General features: G+C 66.3%; 15 protein-coding genes. 9 read left to right on the top strand and 6 right to left on the bottom strand.

The annotated features are described in order from the left end of the window. The first annotated feature begins 37 nt into the window (after positions 1–37). A complete protein-coding gene (locus tag ACODTJ_RS11140) occupies positions 38–967 on the top strand; it encodes a LysR family transcriptional regulator ArgP (RefSeq protein WP_488848791.1) in 930 nt (309 codons plus the stop codon). 120 nt (positions 968–1,087) lie between these two features. On the opposite strand, the gene ACODTJ_RS11135 is transcribed toward ACODTJ_RS11140, so the two are convergent. The 4 genes from ACODTJ_RS11135 to ACODTJ_RS11120 all read right to left on the bottom strand — a co-directional run bounded on the left by ACODTJ_RS11135 (position 1,088) and on the right by ACODTJ_RS11120 (position 6,758). Continuing rightward, positions 1,088–2,938, bottom strand: a complete 1,851-nt coding sequence (locus ACODTJ_RS11135) for an ABC transporter ATP-binding protein (RefSeq protein WP_488848788.1) — start codon at positions 2,936–2,938, stop codon at positions 1,088–1,090. Between the two features lie 19 nt (positions 2,939–2,957). Continuing rightward, entirely contained in the window at positions 2,958–3,899 is a 942-nt protein-coding gene (locus tag ACODTJ_RS11130) for an ABC transporter permease (protein WP_488848786.1), read from the bottom strand. After that, positions 3,865–4,824 (bottom strand): ABC transporter permease, encoded by a 960-nt coding sequence (locus tag ACODTJ_RS11125; RefSeq protein ID WP_488848784.1) that lies wholly within the window; start codon positions 4,822–4,824, stop codon positions 3,865–3,867. The genes ACODTJ_RS11130 and ACODTJ_RS11125 overlap by 35 nt, the downstream gene beginning before the upstream one ends. A gap of 146 nt (positions 4,825–4,970) precedes the next feature. Next, on the bottom strand, positions 4,971–6,758 hold the full coding sequence (locus tag ACODTJ_RS11120; RefSeq protein ID WP_488848782.1) for a peptide ABC transporter substrate-binding protein: 1,788 nt from the start codon (positions 6,756–6,758) through the stop codon (positions 4,971–4,973). A gap of 475 nt (positions 6,759–7,233) precedes the next feature. Here ACODTJ_RS11120 and ACODTJ_RS11115 point away from each other — a divergent pair, with 475 nt between their 5' ends. The 7 genes from ACODTJ_RS11115 to ACODTJ_RS11085 all read left to right on the top strand — a co-directional run bounded on the left by ACODTJ_RS11115 (position 7,234) and on the right by ACODTJ_RS11085 (position 16,425). Further along, the gene (locus tag ACODTJ_RS11115) at positions 7,234–8,034 is read left to right on the top strand and encodes an SDR family oxidoreductase (RefSeq protein WP_488848780.1); all 801 of its coding nucleotides are present in this window, start codon (positions 7,234–7,236) and stop codon (positions 8,032–8,034) included. A gap of 60 nt (positions 8,035–8,094) precedes the next feature. Continuing rightward, positions 8,095–9,105, top strand: a complete 1,011-nt coding sequence (gene iolG / locus ACODTJ_RS11110) for an inositol 2-dehydrogenase (protein ID WP_488848779.1) — start codon at positions 8,095–8,097, stop codon at positions 9,103–9,105. Further along, the gene (locus ACODTJ_RS11105; RefSeq protein WP_488848778.1) at positions 9,105–9,887 is read left to right on the top strand and encodes an inositol monophosphatase family protein; all 783 of its coding nucleotides are present in this window, start codon (positions 9,105–9,107) and stop codon (positions 9,885–9,887) included. The genes iolG and ACODTJ_RS11105 overlap by 1 nt, the downstream gene beginning before the upstream one ends. 91 nt (positions 9,888–9,978) lie before the next feature. Further along, positions 9,979–11,016 carry an ABC transporter substrate-binding protein gene (locus ACODTJ_RS11100; RefSeq protein ID WP_488848776.1) on the top strand — a complete coding sequence of 346 codons (1,038 nt, stop codon included), beginning with the start codon at positions 9,979–9,981 and terminating at the stop codon, positions 11,014–11,016. 230 nt (positions 11,017–11,246) lie between these two features. Then, positions 11,247–13,454, top strand: coding sequence for an ABC transporter permease (locus ACODTJ_RS11095; protein ID WP_488848774.1), 2,208 nt, complete (start codon positions 11,247–11,249; stop codon positions 13,452–13,454). Positions 13,455–13,468: 14 nt separating this feature from the next. Then, the gene (locus ACODTJ_RS11090) at positions 13,469–14,536 is read left to right on the top strand and encodes an ABC transporter ATP-binding protein (protein ID WP_488848772.1); all 1,068 of its coding nucleotides are present in this window, start codon (positions 13,469–13,471) and stop codon (positions 14,534–14,536) included. Between the two features lie 161 nt (positions 14,537–14,697). Continuing rightward, entirely contained in the window at positions 14,698–16,425 is a 1,728-nt protein-coding gene (locus tag ACODTJ_RS11085) for a Na/Pi cotransporter family protein (protein ID WP_488848770.1), read from the top strand. A gap of 9 nt (positions 16,426–16,434) precedes the next feature. Here the strand turns inward: ACODTJ_RS11085 and ACODTJ_RS11080 are convergent, their stop codons facing one another. Further along, positions 16,435–16,755, bottom strand: coding sequence for a YnfA family protein (locus ACODTJ_RS11080; RefSeq protein WP_488848768.1), 321 nt, complete (start codon positions 16,753–16,755; stop codon positions 16,435–16,437). Positions 16,756–16,969: 214 nt separating this feature from the next. Between ACODTJ_RS11080 and ACODTJ_RS11075 the strand changes: the two genes are divergently transcribed. Beyond that, positions 16,970–18,193 carry a TIGR03862 family flavoprotein gene (locus ACODTJ_RS11075; RefSeq protein ID WP_488848765.1) on the top strand — a complete coding sequence of 408 codons (1,224 nt, stop codon included), beginning with the start codon at positions 16,970–16,972 and terminating at the stop codon, positions 18,191–18,193. A gap of 83 nt (positions 18,194–18,276) precedes the next feature. Here ACODTJ_RS11075 and ACODTJ_RS11070 read toward each other — a convergent pair whose 3' ends face one another. Next, complete coding sequence (locus ACODTJ_RS11070; RefSeq protein ID WP_488848763.1) at positions 18,277–21,714, bottom strand: class I SAM-dependent DNA methyltransferase; 3,438 nt, start codon at positions 21,712–21,714, stop codon at positions 18,277–18,279. Positions 21,715–21,777: the final 63 nt, after the last annotated feature.

Below are 21,777 nucleotides of genomic sequence, written 5' to 3'. Positions count from 1 at the left end.
TCTAACTAAAATACCTAAGGCAGAATTAGGATAGCTAATGCTCGACTATCTGGCGCTCGCTTCCGTGGCGGCGGTCCTGCGTGAAGGCAGTTTCGACAAGGCTGCAGCTGTCCTCGGGGTCACGCCGTCGGCGGTCTCTCAGCGTGTGAAAGGGTTGGAGGAGCGTCTTGGGGTTGCGTTGTTGACGCGAGGGGCGCCGTGCCTTGCGACCCCCATCGGCGCGAAGCTCTGCGCCCATCTTGAGCGCGTCAGGCTGTTGGAGGCCGATATCTCGGGCGAGCTGGAGGGCTTGGCCGGACAGAGGGATGAAAAGCCGACCCTGCGGGTCGCGGTCAATTCCGACAGCCTCGCCACATGGTTCCCGTACGCCGCCGCGCAGTTCACGGCAGCCAGTGGCGCGCTGCTCGAACTGGTGCTGGACGACGAAGCGCATACGGCCGAAAGGCTGCGGACCGGCGAGGTCATGGCTGCAGTCAGCGCCGATCTGGCCCCTGTGGCCGGCTGCAAGACCCATCCGCTGGGCGCCTTGGACTATGCTGCCGTTGCAAGCCCCGCCTTCCATGCCGAGCATTTCGCCAATGGGGTCGCTGTCCGGAATCTGCGGTCTGCTCCGATGCTGCGCTTCGATCGGCGCGACGAACTGCAGTTCCGCTGGATGCGGGAAGCCTGCGGCGAGATCGTCTTGCCGCCGACGCATTGGACTCCCTCGACGCATGGGATGCTCGAACTGACGCTGGCCGGGCTGGGCTGGTCGATGGCGCCGATCAGCATGGCCGCGCCGCTGTTCGCGCAAGGCCGCCTCGTCGAGCTGCAGCCGCCATATCGGATCGCCGTACCGTTGAACTGGCAACGCACGCGGCTGAACACGCAACTGCTCGATGTCATGACCCGGGCCGTCAGGCAGGTCGCGGCGCAGTGGCTTCGGCCCGTCGAGATGCGGACTGAAACCGGCCGGATTGCGCAATGAGCGTCACCGCCCGTGGAGAAGCGCCGCTCCGCTTTCGAACCCGGCAGGCTTTCCGCCCGGCCCGATCAAAAAAGCCCGCGGCTCGCGCCGCGGGCTGAACGTTTCAGGTCTCCAGAAGGCTCAGGCTGCGATCGCGGCCGGGTCCTTCTTCTCCCATTCCTCGCCCCAGATCATCACGGCATGGCCCGGCGAGACCTCGCGGTACTGGCGCACCGGCGGCACATAGTCGGCCGGACGGACCGGGCTCTTGATCTCGTCGTTCGAAACCGGGCGCTTCTGCAGGCGTCGGGCTGGATCGGCGATCGGCACCGCCGCGAGCAGCCGCTTGGTGTAGGGGTGCTGCGGGTTCTGGAAGATCGACTCGCGCGGGCCGATCTCGACGATTTCGCCGAGATACATCACCGCGACGCGATGGCTGACGCGCTCCACCACCGCCATGTCGTGCGAGATGAAGAGATAGCCCAGCCCCATGCGGGCCTGCAGGTCGAGCATCAGGTTGACCACCTGCGCCTTCACCGAGACGTCGAGCGCCGAGACCGCCTCGTCCGCCACGATCAGCCGCGGCTCGACCGCGAGCGCACGCGCGATGCAGATGCGCTGGCGCTGGCCGCCCGAGAACTCGTGCGGGAAGCGGTTGGCCATGTCCGGCGACAGGCCGACGCGCTTCAGGAGGTCGGCGACCTTGTCGCGTGCTTCCGAGCGGCTGGCGAGGTTGTTGATCAGCAACGGCTCGGCGACGGCGGTGCCGACATTCATGCGCGGGTTGAGCGAGGCGAACGGATCCTGGAAGATCATCTGCATCCGCTTGCGCTGCTCGCGCAGCTCGTTCTGGCTGAGCTTCAGGACGTCGACGCCGTCGAGCAGCACCGAGCCCGCGAGCGGCTCGATCAGGCGCATCACCGAGCGGCCGGTCGTCGACTTGCCGCAGCCGGATTCGCCGACCAGCGCCAATGTCTCGCCGGCCTTCAGGCTGAAGGAGACGTTCTCGACCGCGTGCACGCGGCCGCGAACCGAGGAGAGCAGGCCGCCGCGGATCTCGAAGCGCGTCGTCAGGCCGGCGACTTCGAGCACGGGGCGCTCGGCCGCCTTGACGGTGTCGGGAACCTCGACCGGCACGTCGGATTCGCCGGTATTGCGGTCGACCACCGGGAAGCGCATCGGGCGCTCCTTGCCGATCATCGAGCCGAGGCGCGGCACCGCCGAGATCAGCGCCTTGGTGTAGGGCTTCTTCGGGTTGCGGAAGATGTCCTCGGTCGCACCGGTCTCGACCTCGTCGCCGTTGTACATCACGACCGTACGGTCGGCGATCTCGGCGACGACGCCCATGTCGTGGGTGATGAAGAGGACGGACATGCCTTCCTCCTCCTGCAGCGTCTTGATCAGCTCCAGCGTCTGCGCCTGGATGGTCACGTCGAGCGCGGTGGTCGGCTCGTCGGCGATCAGCAGCTTCGGCTTGCAGGCCAGCGCCATCGCGATCATCACGCGCTGGCGCATGCCGCCCGAGAAGCGGTGCGGATATTCATGGAAGCGGGACTTGGCGGCGGGGATGCGCACCTTCTCCAGCAGGCGCACGGTCTCGGCCTCGGCTTCCGAACGCGACAGGCCGCGGTGCAGGATCAGCGCTTCCGCGATCTGGAAGCCGATGGTCAGCACCGGGTTGAGCGAGGTCATCGGCTCCTGGAAGATCATCGCGATCTCGTTGCCGCGGATATGCCGCATCTCGGAATCCGGCAGCGTCAGCAGCTCCTTGCCGTTGAGCTTGATCGAGCCTTCGATCTTGCTCGACTGCGGCGGGGTCAGGCGCATGATCGACAGCGCGGTCACGCTCTTGCCGGAGCCGGATTCGCCGACGACCGCGAGCGTCTCCTTCGGCTTGATGTCGAAGGAGATGTTGCGGACGACCGACTTCCACTGGCCTTCGACCCGGAAGGAGGTCGTGAGGTTCGAGACGGTCAGGATCGGTGAGGTCATGTCTAGCCCTTCCCTGGGATCAGATGACGCGACGCGGGTCGAGCGCATCGCGCAGGCCGTCGCCGATGAAGTTGATCGAGAGCACGGTAAGGAAGATCGCCGCGCCTGGGAACAGCGCCCAGTGCGGGGCGGTGTCGAGCTGGTCCTTGGCGTCGAACAGCAGGCGACCCCAGGTCGGGATGTCCGGCGGGAAGCCGAGGCCGAGGAAGGAGAGCGTCGATTCGGCGATGATCGCCGAGGACACCTCGATCGTCGAGGCGACGATGACCGGCCCGAGCGCGTTGGGCAGGATGTGCCGCATCATCTGGCGCATCTTGGTCGCGCCCTGGGCGCGGGCCGCTTCGACGAATTCCTTCTCGCGCAGCGACAGGAACTGCGCGCGCACCAGGCGGGCCACCGGCATCCAGCGCAGGCCGCCGATGACGATGACGATCAGCACGAAGACGCCGCCCTCGACGCCGAACAGGGCTTTGAGCTGCTCGCGGAACAGGTAGATGATCAGCAGCAGCAGCGGCAGTTGCGGCAGCGATAGGAACAGGTCCGTCACCCACATCAGGATCGGGTCGGCATATTTGCGCGACATGCCGGCCAATGCGCCGATCAGGACGCCGACGATCGTCGCCACCACCATCGCCGCGAGGCCGACGGCGAGCGAGATCCGTCCGCCATACATCATGCGCGCCAGGATATCCTGGCCGAGATCGTCGGTCCCGAACGGATGCGCCCAGGACGGGCCCTGGAGCTGCGCCGAGAAGTCGATGTCGTTGATCGCGACCGGCCACAGCCAGGGGCCGACGATGACGCCCAGCACGAGCAGGCCGAGCACGACGGTGCTCGCCATGGCCAGGCGGTGGCGGCGGAAGCGCCGCCATGTGTCACGTGCCGGCGAGACCGAGACATTGGCCGCGACGGCGCCTCCGGCCGGATTAGCCGAAGGAGATGCGAGGGTCGAGCCAGCCATAAAGAAGGTCCGCGATGAGATTGAACAGAACGACCAGGCAGGAGAAGACGAAAGTCACTGCCATGATCACCGGGGTGTCGTTAGCCAGGATCGCGTCGATCAACAGCGATCCGATACCCGGAATACGGAAGATTTGCTCGGTGACGATGGCGCCGCCGAACACGGCCGGCATCTGCAGCGCGACCAGGGTCACGACCGGGATCAGCGCGTTGCGCGTGATGTGCCGGAGCGTGACCTTGCGCTCGCTGAGGCCCTTGGCGCGCGCCGTCGTGACGTAGTCGAGCCGGATGACGTCGAGCACGGCCGAGCGGACATAGCGCGTATAGGAGGCTGCCTGGAACAGGCCGAGCACCATGATCGGCATGATCGCCTGGCGGAACATCTCCCAGTACCAGCGCCAGCCCGTCGCCGCGATGTCGGAGCGGTAGACGAAGGGGAACCAGTCGAGCGAGACCGAGAAGATCAGGATGAAGAGCAGGCCGGTAAAGAAGGTCGGCAGCGAGAAGCCGACGAAGGCGAGCGTGTTGGCGATCTGGTCGAAGACCGAATAGGGCCGCGTCGCCGCGTAGATGCCGACAGGCAGGGCGACGCACAGCGCCAGGATCTGCGAGGAGCCGACGACGAAGAGCGTGGTCGGGACCCGCTGCAGGATCAGCTGGTCGACATTGATGCGGCTGGCGAAGGAGAAGCCCCAGTCACCCTGCGCCATGTTCGAGAGCCAGCGCAGGTAGCGCACCATGATCGGGTCGTTGAGACCGAAGCTGGCGCGCAGCGCCTCGCGCACCTCGGGCGGGACGTTCGGATTCGTCGCCATTTCCGAGAACGGGTCGCCCGGCGCGAGCGCCAGGATCGTGAACAGGATGATACTGATGCCAAGCAGGCTGGGAATGGCGATGAGCAGCCGCCTGATGAGATATGTCGCCATGAAATAGTCTCTGTACGCGCGGCAGGGCCGCGGACTGGTGTTGATGACGGTCGGCCCGCCCTCGCTGCTTTGGGAGCCGCGGGGGCGGGCCGGCGCGTTTGTCGCCCCCACGGCAGCGGGAGCTGCCGCGAGGGAGAATCGGGGACTTAGCTACGATACCAGGCCGCGATGTTCCAGCTATCAACGTCCCAGCCGCTGTGGTCATGCGACAGGTTGTTCAGCGAGGCGGCGACGCGGGTGCGCGACAGCAGCGGCAGGATGACGTTGGCCTCGCAGAAGATCTCGTTGACCTTGATCAGCAGCGCGGCGCGCTTGGCCGGGTCGAGTTCCTTCTGGGCGGCCTTGTAGGCCTTGTCCGCTTCCGGGTCGGAGTAGCGCGAGACGTTGCGGCCCAGCCACTTGTTCTCCTTGTTGGCGATCTCCCAGGAGACGAACTGGTTGAGGAAGCGCTCCGGATCGGGCTGCGGCTGCGTCGTCGTGTACATCTCCATGTCCACGTACAGCTTGGTGTAGGTGTCGGGGTTGGCGACGTCCGACGAGAAGAACACCGAAGCGGTTACCGACTTCAGCTCGAGGTCGATGCCGGCGCGCTGGCAGGCCTGCTTGATGATGGCCTGGGTCTTCTGGCGCGGGGCGTTGATCGAGGTCTGGAAGACGTATTTGAGCTTCTTGCCGTCCTTTTCGCGGATGCCGTCGGAACCCTTCTTCCAGCCGGCGTCGTCGAGGATCTTGTTGGCCTTGTCGATGTTGAACTCGTATTTGAGCTTGGTCGACTTGAACTGCTTGGGTTCGTTGACGAAGCTCGCCGTCGCGATGCCGCCGCGGCCATAGATGAACTTCTGAACCGAGTCGCGGTCGATCAGCAGGTTGATCGCCTGGCGCACGGCCGGGTCCGTCAGGGTCGGGTGCTTGGTCTTGATGCTCGAGCGTTCGCCGTCGACCTCGGTCCACGGATCGGTTGTGTTCAGGATGATGAACTCGATGTCGCCCGAAGCCACGGCGCTGATCTTGCCGCGGCCGCCGGTCTCCATGCGCTTGAGGACCTCGTCCTCGACCTGCAGGTTCCAGGCATAATCGTATTCGCCGGTCTGGAGGACGGCGCGAGCCGCCGAGACCGCGTCACCGCCGCCCTTCACCTCGATCGTGTCGAAATGCGGCTGGACCTTGACGTGGTAGTCCTCGTTGCGGGTACCGGTCAGGATGTCGCCCGGCTTGAAGTCGGCGAACTTGTAGGGGCCGGTGCCGACGGGCTTCAGGTTGGCCGGGGCCTCGCGCGACTTCGCGCCCTTGTACTCGCCGAAAAGGTGCTTCGGGATGATCATGCCGGCGACGCCGACATAGGGATCGGCCCAGAACGGCGTGGCTTCCTGGAAGATCACCTTGACGGTGTGATCGTCGACCTTCTCGACCTTGATGTCCTTGTAGGAACCGGTCGTGTAGGCGGCGGTCGCCGGATCGGCGGCATATTCCCAGGTGAAGACGACGTCATCGGCCGTCAGCGGCTTGCCGTCATGCCATTTCACGCCCTGCTTGATCTTCCAGGTCACGACCTTGCCGTCAGCCGACAGGCCGCCATTGGCCTTGGTCGGGACTTCGGCAGCGAGCTGCGGGATCAGGTTGCCTTCCTTGTCCCAGCCGGCGAGCGGCTCGTAGAAGATGCGCGAGGCGATCTGGTCCTTGGTGCCCGAGGCGAAGTGCGGGTTCAGCAGGGTCGGAGCCTGCCAGAGCAGCATCTTCAGCGGGCCGCCGCCGCCGGCCTTGGTCGGCTTGTATTGCAGCGTGGCATTCGCCAGCGCGACGTCGTTCCAGATCAGGATCTGGGTTGCGAGCGGCGCGGCGATGCCGACGGCCGCCATTCTCTGCATGAAGGAGCGTCGCGACAGCGTGCCTTCCTTCACATCCGCGACCAGGCCGCGGATTTCCTGCTCTTTCATCGAAGTGCCTCCACCTTTAAACAAAATTTATCCCCGGCGCCTTCGCACCGTGTTCTCGTTGATGGCCCAGCAAGGCATGTGCCAACGAAAGCGTCAACTGTGCAGCGCAGGGCAGATGCGCGTCTGTCGCGCGGGCCGGGTTTTCGAACGGCGATCATTGCATGAATGTGCCGTATTTCATTTCAGAGGCGCAACATTATGCCGGTTGTCGGATGAAGACGACAGTTTTCTTTCCGTTGAGAATGCTGTCGACCTCCACGAAACGGAGGATAGGCGGAGTTGCTCGGTCCGCGCGGTCACGCCGCGTCATAAACGACGCTTAGTCGCAGTACCCGGTAGCTCGGCGCCGTGAGCATCGGCCGCGGTGGGCGGGCGATCGGCTCGTCTTGACTCGACCGTGCCAAGAATGGAATGTTTATTCCAACTCGCGGGAGGTCTAAAAAATTCCTGCCGTTTCGCTTCGGGAGGCGGGTCGTTGTCGCAAGCCGGTTCGTTCAGCCGTGATCTCCACGGCAAGGTTGCCATCGTCACCGGCGGCAGCCAAGGTCTGGGCGAGGCGATCGCTCGTGAGTTCGCCGAACGAGGCGCGCATGGGCTTCTCCTGACCGGCCGTAACGCGACGCGCGGCGAGGCCGTGGCGGAAAGTCTGCGCGCGGCTGGCTGCGATGCCCGTTTCCACCAGGTCGATCTCGCCGATCTCGATGCGGTCCGGCAGGTCGTGCCGGCGGCGGAGCAGGCTTTCGGCCATCTCGACATTCTCGTGAACGCCGCCGGCGATACCGATCGCGGCACGATCTTCGACACCTCGCCCGCGCTCTACGAGCGCATCATGGCGGTCAACCTGCGCGCGCCCTTCTTCCTGATCCAGGATGCCGCTAGCCTGATGCGCCGGCAGGATATCCCCGGCGCCGTCGTCAACATCCAGTCGATGTCGGCCCATGGCGGCCAGCCCTTCCTCTCCGCCTACAGCGTCTCGAAGGCGGCTCTGGCCGCGCTGACCAGGAATGCCGCCTACGGGCTGCTGAAACACCGCATCCGCGTCAACGGCCTCAATATCGGCTGGATGGCGACGCCGGGCGAGGATGCGATCATGAAGCTGCGCCACGATGCCAAGGATGGCTGGCTGGAGGAGGCCAACGCCTCCCAGCCTTTCGGGCGCCTGATCGATCCCAGCGAAGTGGCCAAGGCGGTCGCCTATCTCGCCTCCGCGGAATCCGGGCTGATGACCGGCTCCAACATCGATTTCGACCAGACCATTCTGGGCGCGCACGACTAGCCGCCGGATGTCACGGCGGCGCAAGGCCACGACACTGCTTGACGAGACGCGACGACGGAAATGACCAAGACCATGAAGATCGGATTGCTGGGCGCCGGCCGGATCGGGCGCATCCATGGGCTGAACGTCGCCGCGCGCGGCGATGCCGAGCTGGTCGCCGTCACCGACGCGATGCCGGAGGCCGCCGCCTCGCTCGCAGCCGCGACCGGTGCGAAGGCGACGACGATCGAGGCGATCCTCGCGGATGCCGCGATCGACGCCGTGCTGATCTGCACGCCGACCGATACCCATGCCGACCTGATCGAGCAGGCCGTCTCCGCCGGCAAGGCCGTGTTCTGCGAGAAGCCGGTCGATCTCGACGCCGCCCGCATCCGCCGCTGCCTTGCCACGGTCGAGAAGTCCGGCAAGCCATTGATGATCGGCTTCAACCGCCGCTTCGATCCCAATTTCGCCGCGCTGGAAAAGCGTCTGCGCGCGGGCGAGGCCGGCGCGATCGAGATCGTCACGGTGATCTCGCGCGATCCCTCGCCGCCGCCGGTCGATTACGTCAAGCGCTCGGGCGGGCTCTTCCGCGACATGATGATCCATGATTTCGACATAGCGCGCTTCCTTCTGGCCGAGGAGCCGGTCGAGGTCTTCGCGCTCGGCTCCGCTCTTGTCGACAAGGCGATCGGCGAGGCCGGCGACGTCGATACCGCCGCGGTCGTCATGAAGACGGCTTCCGGCCGGATCGCCCAGATCTCGAACTCGCGCCGCGCCACCTATGGCTACGACCAGCGCATCGAGGTCCATGGCTCGAAGGGCATGCTGCGCGCCGGCAATATCCACGAGACGACGGTCGAGATCGCGACCGGGCAGGGCTTCCGCGCCGATCCCGTGCAGAATTTCTTCCTGGAGCGCTATGCCGCCGCCTACCGCGCCGAGCTCGACGCCTTCATCGCCGCCTGCAATGGCAAGGCCGCGGCCTCGCCGACCGGGCTCGACGGGTTGAAGGCCCAGATTCTCGCCGATGCCGCCACCGAATCCGCGCAGACCGGCAAGCCCGTCCGCGTCGACCTGGGAGCCAAGTGATGACTCCGGCGGAGCGCGACCTGCGCTATTACGCGGCTCTCGGGCTCGCGACCGAGGCGAGCCATCTGGCGCTGGGTTACTTCAGCAAGCGCGAGTCGCTCGGCATCACCATGAAGGGTGCGCAGGATTGGCTGACCGTCGCCGACGGCAAGGTCGAGGACTTCCTGCGTCGCCGGCTCTCGGAGCTTTTCCCGAGCGATACCGTCATCGGCGAGGAGGGCGGCGGCCAGGCTTCCGATGCGGTCTGGATTCTCGATCCGATCGACGGCACTGCGAATTTCGCCCATGGCGACCGCAACTGGTGCATCTCCATCGGCTTCCTGGTGAACCGCAGGCCGGAGATCGGCGTCGTGGCGGCGCCGGCTCTCGGCGAGGTCTATGCCGCGCGGCGCGGCGCTGGCGCGACCCTGAACGGCGACCCGATCAAGGTCTCCGGCGCAGCCGATATCGCGCGCGCTTCGGTCGAGCTTGGCTGGTCGACCCGCATTCCCGCGCAGAACTACCTCAAGGTGATCGAGCGCGGCTACACGGCGGGCGCGGCGATGAAGCGCGGCGGCTCGGGCACGCTCGGCCTCTGCCATGTCGCCAATGGCTCGAGCGATGCCTATGCCGAGCTTCACATCAACGCCTGGGACGTCGCTGCCGGCATCGCCATCGCCAGCGAGGCGGGCGCCCATATCAACGACTTCTTCGCCGGCGAAGGGATCGCGAAGGGCAATCCGGTGCTGTGCTGCACGCCGGGTCTCACCGGGCCGCTGCAGGAGATCACCGGAATCCTTTAGCCAGCGCGATATTGCATTGATCTTTCGCAAAAATTCATCTCAGCTTCGTCTCAAACGGCAAGAAACGAAAGATCCGAACAGGGAGGTTCATATGCACACGAAATCCTGGCTCAAGGCGGGGCTCTTCGCCGCGCTTGCCACCGCGGCCTTCGCCGCCACTCCGGCCCGGGCTCAGGGCTCGCTCGTCATGTATTGCGGCGTCCAGGAGGAATGGTGCCGCGCCATGTCGAACGCCTTCGAGAAGGAGACCGGCATCAAGGTCGCGATGACCCGCAAGTCGGCAGGCGAGATCTATGCCCAGCTCAAGGCTGAATCCTCCAATCCGCGCGGCGACATCTGGTGGGGCGGCACGGGCGATCCGCATCTCCAGGCGGCGGAGGAGGGGCTCACCCAGGACTATGAATCGCCGAAGAACAGGGAGCTGCATAGCTGGGCGCTCGACCAGTGGAAGGCCGCCAAGCATCGCTCGGTCGGCATCTATGCCGGCGCGCTCGGTTTCGGCTTCAACACCGAGCAGATCAAGGCGAAAGGCATCCCCGAGCCGAAATGCTGGGCCGACCTGCTCAATCCCAAGCTGAAGGACGACGTCCAGGTCGCCGACCCGAACTCCTCCGGTACCGCCTACAACCTGCTCGCGACCGTCGTGCAGTTGATGGGTGAGGACAAGGGCTTCGAGTATCTCAAGGCCCTGCACAAGAACGTCAGCCAGTACACCAAGTCGGGCGCTGCCCCGGCCAAGGCCGCGAGCCTCGGCGAGACCGCCGTCGGCATCGTCTTCATCCATGACGCGGTGGTCTTCGCCGTGCAGGGCGACCCGATCAAGCCGGTCGCGCCTTGCGAGGGCACGGGCTACGAGATCGGCTCGATGTCGATCGTCAAGGGCGCGCGCAATCTGGAGAACGCCAAGAAGTTCTACGACTGGGCCCTGACCCCGGCCGCGCAGGCGCTCGCTGCTCCCGCGAAGTCCTATCAGGTGCCGTCGAACAAGGCTTCGCCGGTCCCGGCGCAGTCGCCGAAAATGGATCAGATGAAGCTGATCAACTACGACTTCGTGAAATACGGCTCCTCGGCCGAGCGTACTCGCCTGCTCGCCAAGTGGGACAAGGAAGTCAAGGCGCTGCCGAAGTAGGGCTCGTCTCTCCGGCGTGTTTCCAGGTAATTCCGGAAACACGCCGTCATCCCGGGCTTGACCCGGGATCCATGCCTGAACCTCCGCCGGATGCGCTCCGGCATGGATCCCGGATCTCCGCTTCGCTGCGTCCGGGATGACGCTGGAGGTTCGGGTGCAAGACAAGGGCTGTGCCGTGAAAGCCGGGACAACCGGTTCGGGCCGACGGGAAATGTGAGGGCAGGGCAACCATGGCGCCAGCGACGAGACTCGTGCTGCTGATCGGCTGGCTCGGCTATGCGCTGATGCCCTGGTATCTCGTCGAGGGCATGAGCCTGACGGACTGGGGCTGGCTCGGCGAATATCCGTTCGGCAAGGCCGGCAGCGCGCTGGCGCTCGCCCTTTCCGGCCAGACGCCCTGGCTTCTGCCGATCGGCGTCGCGCTGGCAGTCGCGACCGTATTCTGGGGCAGCGCCGACCGCCAGCGCACGGCGACCGTGCTGCTCTGGGCCGGTCTTCTCGGCATGGTCCTGTTCTTCGCCCAGGCCTTCTCGATCGTCCTGAAGGACCAGGGTATCTCCTGGCTTGCTGCCCTGCTCGGCGGCGCCGGCGCCTCCCAGCGCGGCATCGGCGGCGGCGCCTTCTTCACGCTTCTGTCGCTGCTCTTCCTGCTCTGCCATGGCCTGGCCTATCGCGGCGTCTGCCGCGGCGATCTCTTCACGGTCTCGACGATCGGCCTCGTCGTCCTGCTGATCGGCATCTTCATCTTCTTCCCGGTCGCGATCATCCTGAAAAGCGCGCTGGTCGACCAGAGCGGCGCCTTCGCGCCCTCGGCCTTTATCGAACGCTTCCTCGATTCCTCGATCTGGGGGCTGGGCTGCCTCAGCGCCAACGTCAATTGCGGCGTTGCCTGGAACACGCTGATCCTCGCCGTGCTCTGCGGCGTCATCACCACCTTGCTCGGTCTTGCCTGCGCCCTGCTGATCCTGCGCACCGGCATGCCCGGCAAGCGCATCATGCGGGCGCTGACGGTGCTGCCGATCATCACCCCGCCCTTCGTCATTGGCCTTGCGCTGATCCTGCTCTTCGGCCGCGCCGGCGCCGTCTCGACCGTTCTCTACGAGTGGTTCGACATTCCGCGCTCGCGCTGGCTCTACGGCCTTCCCGGCGTGCTGCTGGCGCAGGTGCTGGCCTTCGCGCCGATCGCCTTCCTCGTCTTGATCGGTGTCGTGCAGGGCATTTCGCCCAGCCTCGAGGAAGCCTCGCAGACGCTCGGCGCCAAGCGCTGGCAGACCTTCCGCACCGTGACCTGGCCATTGCTGAAGCCCGGCATTGCCAATGCCTTCCTGCTCGGCTTCGTCGAGAGCATGGCCGATTTCGGCAATCCGCTGGTGCTCGGCGGCAATTTCGAGGTGCTCTCGACCAAGATCTTCTTCGCGGTGGTCGGCGCCTCCTACAATCAGGGGCAGGCGGCGGTGCTCGCCATCGTGCTGCTCGCCTTCACGCTCGGCGCCTTCTGGGTGCAGCAGCGCTGGCTCGGCGGCAAATCCTACACGACGGTCACGGGCAAGGGCGATGCCGGCCTGCCGACGCCGCTGCCGCGCCGCATCACCTGGCTCTCGACTGCGGTGATCGTGCCCTGGGTCGCGCTGACGCTGGTGATCTACGTCGTCATCCTTGTCGGCGGCTTCGTCCGCAACATGGGCCGCGACTACACGCCGACCCTGCAGCACTACATCACCGGCTTCGCCATCGATTTCAGCAACGGCATCTATTTCCAGGGCTCGGCCTGGTCGTCCTTCTTCACCACGGTGAAGGTGGCGGCGATCTCGGCGCCATTGACGGCGGTGATCGGCCTGCTCACCGCCTATCTGCTGACACGCCAGCGCTTCCGCGGCCGGGCCGGGCTCGAATTCGCGACGATGCTCTCCTTCGCCATTCCCGGCACGGTGCTCGGCGTCGCCTATATCCTCGCCTTCAACGTGCCGCCGGTGGAGATCACCGGCACCGGCCTGATCCTCGTCATCGCCTTCGTCTTCCGCAACATGCCGGTCGGCGTGCGCTCCGGCATTGCCGGCCTGTCGCAGATCGACAAGAGCCTGGACGAGGCTTCGACCACGCTGCGCGCCCGCAGCTTCACCACGCTCTGGCGCGTGGTGCTGCCGCTGCTCAAGCCTGCTTTGGTCTCGGCGCTGGTCTACTCCTTCGTGCGCTCGATGACGGCGGTCAGCGCCGTGATCTTCCTGGTCTCGGCCGAGTATAACCTCTCCACCGCCTATATCGTCGGGCGCGTCGAGGCCGGCGAATTCGGCCTCGCCATCGCCTATTCCTCGGTGCTGATCGTCTTCATGGCGCTCGGCATCGCGCTCATCCAGTTCACCGTCGGCGAGCGCAAGCTCGGCCGCCGCGCCAGCGCCACCACCGTGACGGCCCCGGCGCCCGCTCCCGCGATCGGATAAGGATTCACAGAGAGATGGCCAAGGCCGGACCCGCTTCCGTCGAATTCCGCAACGTCTCCATGCGCTATGGCGCGGTGACCGCGGTCGACAACATCAATTTCACCATCGAGGCCGGCAAGCTCGTGACCCTGCTCGGCCCGTCCGGCTGCGGCAAGACCACGACCCTGCGCATGATCGCGGGTCTGGAGATCGCTAGCGACGGACAGATCCTGATCGGCGGCAAGGACGTGACCAAGCTTTCGGCCGCCGATCGCGACGTCTCCATGGTGTTCCAGTCCTACGCGCTCTTCCCGCATATGAGCGTGCTCGACAATGCCGCCTATGGCCCGACCGTGAAGGGCGTCGGCAAGGACGAGGCCAAGCAGATGGCGCTGGAGAAGCTGGCGCTGGTCGGCCTGAAGGGCTTCGAGAACCGCTATCCGTCCGAGCTCTCGGGCGGCCAGCAGCAGCGCGTCGCGGTCGCCCGCGCGCTGGTGCTGGAGCCGCAGGTGCTGCTCTTCGACGAGCCGCTCTCCAATCTCGACGCGAAACTCCGCCGCCGCGTCCGTGAGGAAATCCGCGAATTGCAGCAGGATCTCAACCTGACCGTGGCCTATGTCACCCACGACCAGGAGGAGGCGCTCGCCGTCTCCGACCGCATCATCGTGATGTCGAACGCTCGGATCGCGCAGGAAGGCGCGCCGCGCGACCTCTACGAGCAGCCTTCGAACGCCTTCGTCGCCGACTTCATCGGCGATGCCAATCTGGTCGACGTCATCGTGAAGGCGGTGGCGGATGGCCGCGCCGATGTCGCGATCGGCTCCGCCACGGTCAGCTTGCCGGCGCGTGGGCTCGGCGCAGGCCCGGCCAAGGTCGCGATCCGGCCGGAGGCGCTGCTGCTGGGCGAGCCGGGGCAGGGTGGCTCGCTGCCCGGTACGATCCGCAAATGCGCCTATCTCGGCAATCACCTCGACATCATGGTCGAGACCGAGGTCGGCGAGCTCTTCGTCGTGCAATATGGCGGGCGCGAGATGCTGGAGCCCGGCAGCCCGGTCTCGGTTTCTTTCGCCAAGTCGGGCGTGACGCTGATTCCGCCGGCCTGATCGGCGCCGGAATCGACACGCTTCCGTTTATCGGACCGTAAAGCTGGGCGTGCTGCCCAATTATCAGCACTTTCAGCGCGTATTTCTGTTGAGTTGGCTAATCAAAAATTGATAGATTCAGCCGAAGATCGTCACCTGAATCGGGGAAAGACCGCACGAAAATGGCCACGGGCGAGAGCGCAACCAATATCCTGATCCATCTCGCCGGCGGCGTCGCGCTGCTGATCTGGGCGGTCAGGCTGGTGCGAACCGGCGCGATGCGTGCTTTCGGCTCCCAGCTCAGGCAGGCGCTGCAGAGTTTCACGCGTAACCGCTTCGCTGCTTTCGGCAGCGGCGTCACTGTCACCATGGTGCTGCAGAGCTCGACGGCGACGACGCTGCTCGTCTCCTCCTTCGCCGGTCAGGCCCTGATCGTGCCGGCCATGGCGCTCGCCGTGCTGCTCGGCGCCAATCTCGGCACGGCGCTCGCCGCCTTCGTGATCTCGATGGATCTGGGCTGGCTCTGGGGGCTCTGCGTCGCCATCGGCGTCGCCATGTATCTCTCCAGCGAGGCGATGGAGCGCCCGCGCAATATCGGCCGCGTGCTGGTCGGTATCGGCCTGATCCTGCTCTCGCTGATCGAGCTGAATACCGCTGCGGCCCCGCTGGCGCAGTCGCCGACCTTCCGCGTCGTGCTCGCCGCCATGGGCTCGGAGCCGCTGCTCGGCATCCTCGCCGCCATCGCCGCGACCTGGCTCGTGCATTCCTCGATCGCGATCATCCTGCTCGTCGCCACTTTCGCGGCCTCCGGCCTGTTCCCGCCGGCGACGGCGCTGACGCTGGTTATCGGCGCCAATCTCGGCAATGCCGTGATCCCGGTGCTCGACCAGCTCGGCGCGCCTGCCGCCCAGCGTCGCGCCGCCGTCGGCAACCTGCTGACGCGCCTGATCCTGGCGCTCGCCGTGCTGCCCTTCGTCGGCCCGCTCTCGACCTGGCTCATCGGCTTCTCCTCGTCCGAGGCCAGGCTCGCGATCGAGTTCCACGTCCTGCTGAACGTTGTCGGTGCCCTGGTCTTCCTGCCTTTCGTGGGGCCGATCTCGGCGTTGGTCGAGCGCTTCATGCCCGGCAAGGAGGACAAGGCGGAGGCGGTGACCCCGCGCTATCTCGACCCGAACGCGCTCGACAGCCCGACCGAGGCGCTCGCCGGCGCGATGCGCGAGGCCCTGCGCCTCGGCGACCGCGTCGAGGGCATGCTGCGCGATACCATGACGCTGCTGGAGAAGGACGAGCTCAAGCTCTCGCGTGCCATCGCCCAGGCCGATGACGGCGTCGACACGATCCACGAGTCGATCAAGCTCTATCTGGTCAAGGTCTCCCGCAACGAGCTCTCCGAAGAGGAGAGCCGGCGCCTGTTCGAGATCATCACCCTGATCACCAATCTCGAGCATATCGGCGACATCATCGACAAGAACCTGCGCGAGCTCGCCGAGAAGAAGATCCGCAAGCGCTACGCCTTCTCGCCGGAGGGGCTGGCCGAAATCCGCGATTTCCACCATCGCGTCGCTTCGGCGCTGGCACTGGCGCTCAACGTCTTCGCGACGCGCGACATCGTGCTCGCCCGCCAGCTCTTCGCCGACAAGGCGGCGATGCGCGATGCCGAGCGTCGCGCCACCGACAGCCATTTCCAGCGCCTGCGCTCCGGCCGGCCGGAATCGATCGAGACCAGCGCGATCCATCTCGACATCATCCGCGACCTGAAGCGCATCCACGGCCATATCGTCTCGATCGCCTATCCGATCCTGGAGAGCGCCAACGAACTGCGCGAGAGCCGCCTGCGCGACACGAAGGCCGCCGCCGAGCAGCGCGAGATGCCGTCGGTGCTGATTCCGGCCCCGCATTCGGGCGGCTAAGGGCGATTCTCAGCGCGGCGTCGCCAGGATGATCGCGGCGCCGGCGAGGCAGATGGCGCCGCCGGTCAGGTCCCAGCGGTCGGGCCTCACCCCTTCGACCGCCCAGAGCCAGCCGAGCGAGGCGGCGATATAGATCCCGCCATAGGCTGCGAAGGCGCGGCCCGCCGCGGCGCTCTCGACCAGCGTCAGCAGCCAGGCGAACAATCCGAGCGAGACGAAGCCCGGCAGCAGCCACCAGACCGGCTTGCCGAGCCGAAGCCAGCCCCAGAAGGCGAAGCAGCCGGCGATCTCGAAGAGGGCGGCGCCGATATAGGCGGCGAGGGTCGGCATGAAGGCTTTGTCCGTTGCAGGGCTTTTCGCGACGAGGGCACCAGTCTAAAGCGGTCAGTCTTCGAACGGAAACACGCCGTCATCCCGGACAAGCCGCGCCAGCGGCGCCGATCCGGCTCCATGCCGGAACGTTTCCGAAAAAGGTTCAGGCATGGATCCCGGGTCTTCGCTTCGCTGCGCCCGGGATGACGCGCCTAGACGAGACAGGGCTGCGGTGGAAAAGCCGATACGCAACATCGCCATCATCGGTGCCGGCCCTGCGGGGCTGATCGCCGCCGAGCGACTGGCAGGCGCCGGGCATCGCGTCACGGTCTACGAGCGCATGGCCTCGCCGGCCCGCAAGTTCCTGCTCGCCGGCCGCGGCGGCCTGAACCTCACACATTCCGAGCCGTTCGACACCTTCCTTCGCCGCTATCGCGAGGCGAGCGACTGGCTGGAGCCGGCCTTGCGCGCCTTTCCACCGCAGGCGCTGCGCAACTGGGCCGATGAACTTGGCGCGGAGACTTTCATCGGCTCCAGCGGTCGCGTCTTCCCCCGCGCGATGAAGGCCTCTCCGCTGCTGCGGGCCTGGCTCGGCCGGCTCGGCACGCTGGGTGTGAAGCTCTCCGCGGGCCGGCTCTGGACCGGCTGGGATGCCGATGGCGCCCTGACATTCCGCCTCGTCGCCGACGAAACCGAGACGGTCCGCCCGGATGCCACGCTGCTGGCGCTCGGCGGCGCGAGCTGGCCGCGGCTCGGTTCCGATGGCGGCTGGGCGCCGTTCCTCGCTGCGCGCGGCGTCTCGGTGTCGTCTCTCCGCCCCGCCAATGGCGGCTTCACGGTCGCCTGGTCGCCGCAGATGAAGGAGCGCTTCGTCGGCCAGCCCTTGAAGCGCATCGTCATCCGTTGCGCGGGCGAGCAAGCTGCTGGCGAGGCGATGATCGACGCCGCCGGCATCGAGGGCGGCGCGATCTATGCGCTGTCGGCGTCGATCCGCGAGGCGATCGAGCGCCACGGCGCGGCTACGATAGAGGTCGATCTGCGGCCCGATCTCGCGGCGCCGGAGCTTGCCGCCCGCCTGACGAGGCGGCGCAAGGGCGAGACTTTGAGCAATCATCTGCGCAAGGCGGGAGGGCTTTCCCCCGTCGCGATCGCTCTGCTGCGGGATGCCTCTGGCGGGAAGCTCCCCGACGCGCCAGATGCGTTGGCGATCCTGATCAAGGCGGCGGCGCTGCGACTTGAAACATCGATGCCGATCGCGCGCGCCATCTCGACGGCCGGCGGCATCGCGCGTGACGAGGTTGATGCAGGCTTCATGCTCAAGCGTCTGCCGGGCATCTTCGTCGCCGGCGAGATGCTCGATTGGGAAGCCCCGACGGGCGGCTACCTGTTGCAGGCCAGCTTCGCGACCGGCGTGGCCGCGGCCGCCGGCATCGAGGCATGGCTGGCGCGGCCCTAGAGCACCGGAGTTGCTCCTGCTCGGTCCGCAGGCTCCTTCTCGTCGACGGTCTGGGCCGTCGAGTTGATGCGGCGCCGCTTTCCTCAACCACTCGCAAGCAGCCGGCGCGCGAAGCTGTGACCGCCGTCGAGCGTAGAGATTTCACCGACGCGCGCCAGGGAGATCAGGATGTCGCGGATCGCCCGCTCCACCCTGAGACCCTGGCGGAACTGCCTCGCGATTGTCGCTGCATCGATCGGCGCGGGTGTTCCGGCCAGCGTCGCAAGCACGGCTGCGACACGGCCCACGGCATCGCTCGGGAAGGCCGGCTTGCTCGCTGCCACCGCGATCGGCAAGCTCGCTTCGAGCTGGTCACCCATGCGACCGGGCGTGCCGAAGCGCGGGCGCTGATAGTCCGGCCGCAGCCAGCGGATCAGGCCCTGCGTTTCCTCCTGAACGCGCTGCCGGTTGAGGGCGACGAGCCGGGCCAGAACCTCTTCCTCGTCGAGATCGACCGGCCAGCCATAGGCGGCGGCGACGGCGGCATCGAGCGCTTCGTGATGTTCGTCGATGATCATCACTAAACCGCGGTCGCGTACATCCACTTCGGTAGCCTTTAGCGCGTATCCGGCAAGGAGCGCCTCGCGCACATTGTAAAGCTTGGTCAGTGTCAGGCCGGGGTGTTCCAGCAAGACCTGCTTGCGTATGGCGTCTAGTGCCTCCGCCGCGAGGCGGATGGCCTCCTTTTGATGTTCGGTTGCATCGGGGAAGGGGAAGGGATCGAAGCAGCGCGATTTCGAGTAGCGCGGATCGTTCCCGACGCCGAGCCAGCCGCCCGCGCGCAGCGCCCAGACGACGTGGATACGCGATGACAGCACGCCCAGATGGAAGGCGTCGGACAGCGCTACGGCGACCAGCATGTTGTCCGGCAGGATCGAGGCGTCGAGGAACTGGAAGACACGGTGCTTCGCCGTCTCGACCGTGGCGATATAGCGCTGGAGGGGTGCGAGGGCGGGGCGCAGCTCGCGGCGCGGTTCGCCGAAAACCCACCAGAGTTCGCGGTAGCTTTCGCGCCGGTTTGCATCCCGGCCGATGAGTTTTCCGTTGCCGTCCTTTTCCTCCTTCACCGTCCGTTTGAGGTACTGATAGACTTCCGGGAATCGTTCCCGAACCTCTTCCGCAGCAAGCCCGAACAGATCGATCACCATGACGTCACGCGAGCGCGCCGTCAGATCACGCCCGTTGCGATAGTCGCGGACATGATCTTCCAAGCCCTTCCGGAGGCCGAGGCCGAGAGCCCGTGCCTCGGCAGGCGTCACAATGAAGCCCGCGCCGTGCAGCTTCACGCCGGGCGAGCACAGTCCGTGATTGCTCCGCAAAGGCGCAGCCTGGGTCATGTCCACGCCTATCGTCAGATCCGAATTAATCCGTCCCTCGCTGACGCCGAGTTCGATCTGGGGCTGGTCGGTGTCGAGCCCGGTTTCGGACAGGACCGAGCAGAGCTTGCCGTCATGGGATCCAGCCCGCGCGACTGTCATCGCGATCCGGACGGCGGCGCTGTCCCGCCCGGCCTTCGTCCAGGGATGGTCGGGAACTGCCATGACGATCGAGAGCGGCCGCTTGCCGGCCAGATGCCGCTCGACCGTCCGGCGCTGGAAGAGCTGGGTGATCGAGTTCGTGGTGACGAAGCCGAAGCGGCGCAGACGCGTGCCCGGCTGCGTCAGCAGTTCGGCCGCATGGTCCCACCAGTACATCACGAGATCGGCGCTCTCGTTCATCTGCGGATGCGCCGCCCAGAGCGCCTCGACATAGGTGGACCCGAGCCGGGCGCGTAGGTCCTTGCCGCCGATGAAGGGCGGGTTTCCGATGATGAACTCGGCTTCGGGCCAGTCTGGCCGGCGCGGATTCGGCAGGGCCTCATGGCCGTCGCGCCACCCCGGAACCGGACAGCCGTCCCAATCAAGCACCGCGTCCCGCTTGTAGATATGGTCGAGCTTCTCGAGGATCGGCTCGCGCGGGGCGTGTGGGCGGGTGCGGAAATGCCATTGCAGATGGCCGATCCAGAGCACGAGATCGGCGATGGCCACGGCCCGGCGGTTGGTCTCCAGGCCGAGGAACTGATGCGGCCCGACCTGATGCGCCGCGAAGCCGGAGAGTTCCTCGTTGCGGCCGAGCTCGCCGGCGGCATCGAGCACCTCTCCCTCCAGCTTTTTCATGAGCTCTTGTGAGACGTGCAGGAAATTCCCCGTCCCGCAGGCCGGATCGAGAATCCGCGTGGTGCAGAGCGTTTCGTGGAAATCCTCGACCAGCGTCAGGGCCTTCCGGGCATCGCCGCCGTCGCGGGCCTGCTGCGCGGCGCCGAGAACCGCGCGCCAGTCTTCGCGCAGTGGGCCGATCACCGTCTCGACGACCAGCCGCTCGACATAGGCGCGCGGCGTGTAATGCGCGCCGAGGCGGGCCCGCTCCTGAGGATCGAGCGCCTGCTCCAGCAGCGTGCCGAAGATCGCGGGCTCGACCTCCTTCCAGTCGTGCTCGGCGGCGGCCAGCAATTCACCGATTTCCTCCCGCCCGAGCGGGAAGACCTGCGCATCCTCGTAGAGCTTGCCGTTGAAGCGCTTCATCCGCTCGCGCACGGAGGTCGAGTACTCGCCCTTGTCCATCGCCTGCCACAGCTCGGAGACCAGCGGCAGGAAGGAATCCGGCGCATCGCGGCATTCGCGCAGCAGGGTCTTGAAGGCGTCCTTGCGGATCAGCCCGACATCCTCGGCGAACATCGTGAACAGGCAGCGCATCAGGAAGAGCGCGACCTCTTCCGGGTCGTGCTCGCGCTCCAGCACCCGGGAGACGGCGGCAAGCCGCCCGGCGATGGCACGGGTGACGCGCGCCGCATGGCGGGCGGGGTCGAGCGCCAGTGGCTCGGTCCAGATCGCTGCCAGGCGCCGACGCAGCGCCGGATCGCGCAGGTCGTCGAGATAGACGCGATAGCTCTGCCGATCGGGAAACTGGACGTAGTTCTTACCTTGCCCGGTGAAGTCGGCATAGAACTCGAAGCAATGCCCGACATCGCAGACGATCAGGAAGGGCGGCCAGCCATGGCTCGCTGGCAATGCCTTGGCATAGTCCTCCGCCTGGCGCCTGGCGTTGAGCATCAGCACGTCCCAGGCACGATCGGCTCCGCGCCGGCCGCGCGGTCCGGTTGGCTCCGTGAAAGGCAGGGCGCCTTGCGCCGGCAGCACCTCCTTGGCCTGTCCCTTCAGGCGGCTCTGCTTGGCTTCGAGGACGAAGGCGCCTTTCCGGTAGAGGTCGATGCGGCCGGTGCTGTGTCCGCCCTGTCCATCCGGAAAGCGCACGGGATATTCGAAGCGATAGGTGACGGCATCGGAATCGCTGGTCGGCGGCTGCGGTGGCTCGACGCCGATCAATCGGCAGAACTCGCTGAGGAACTGCGCATAGGCGGCCCGCTCCGCCCCTTCCGAGAGGCGCCAGCGCGCAATGAAAGCCTCGACCGCCGCCGCCTCGGCCTCGGACCCGCCCCCCGACATGGTCCGTCTCCTCAGGTTGTTGTCATCTCGATAATACAATTAAAAGTTGCATTATCTGTTCCT

This window comes from Allobosea sp. FG18, assembly GCF_057809495.1.
This window is presented reverse-complemented; position numbering and strand designations above follow the sequence as displayed.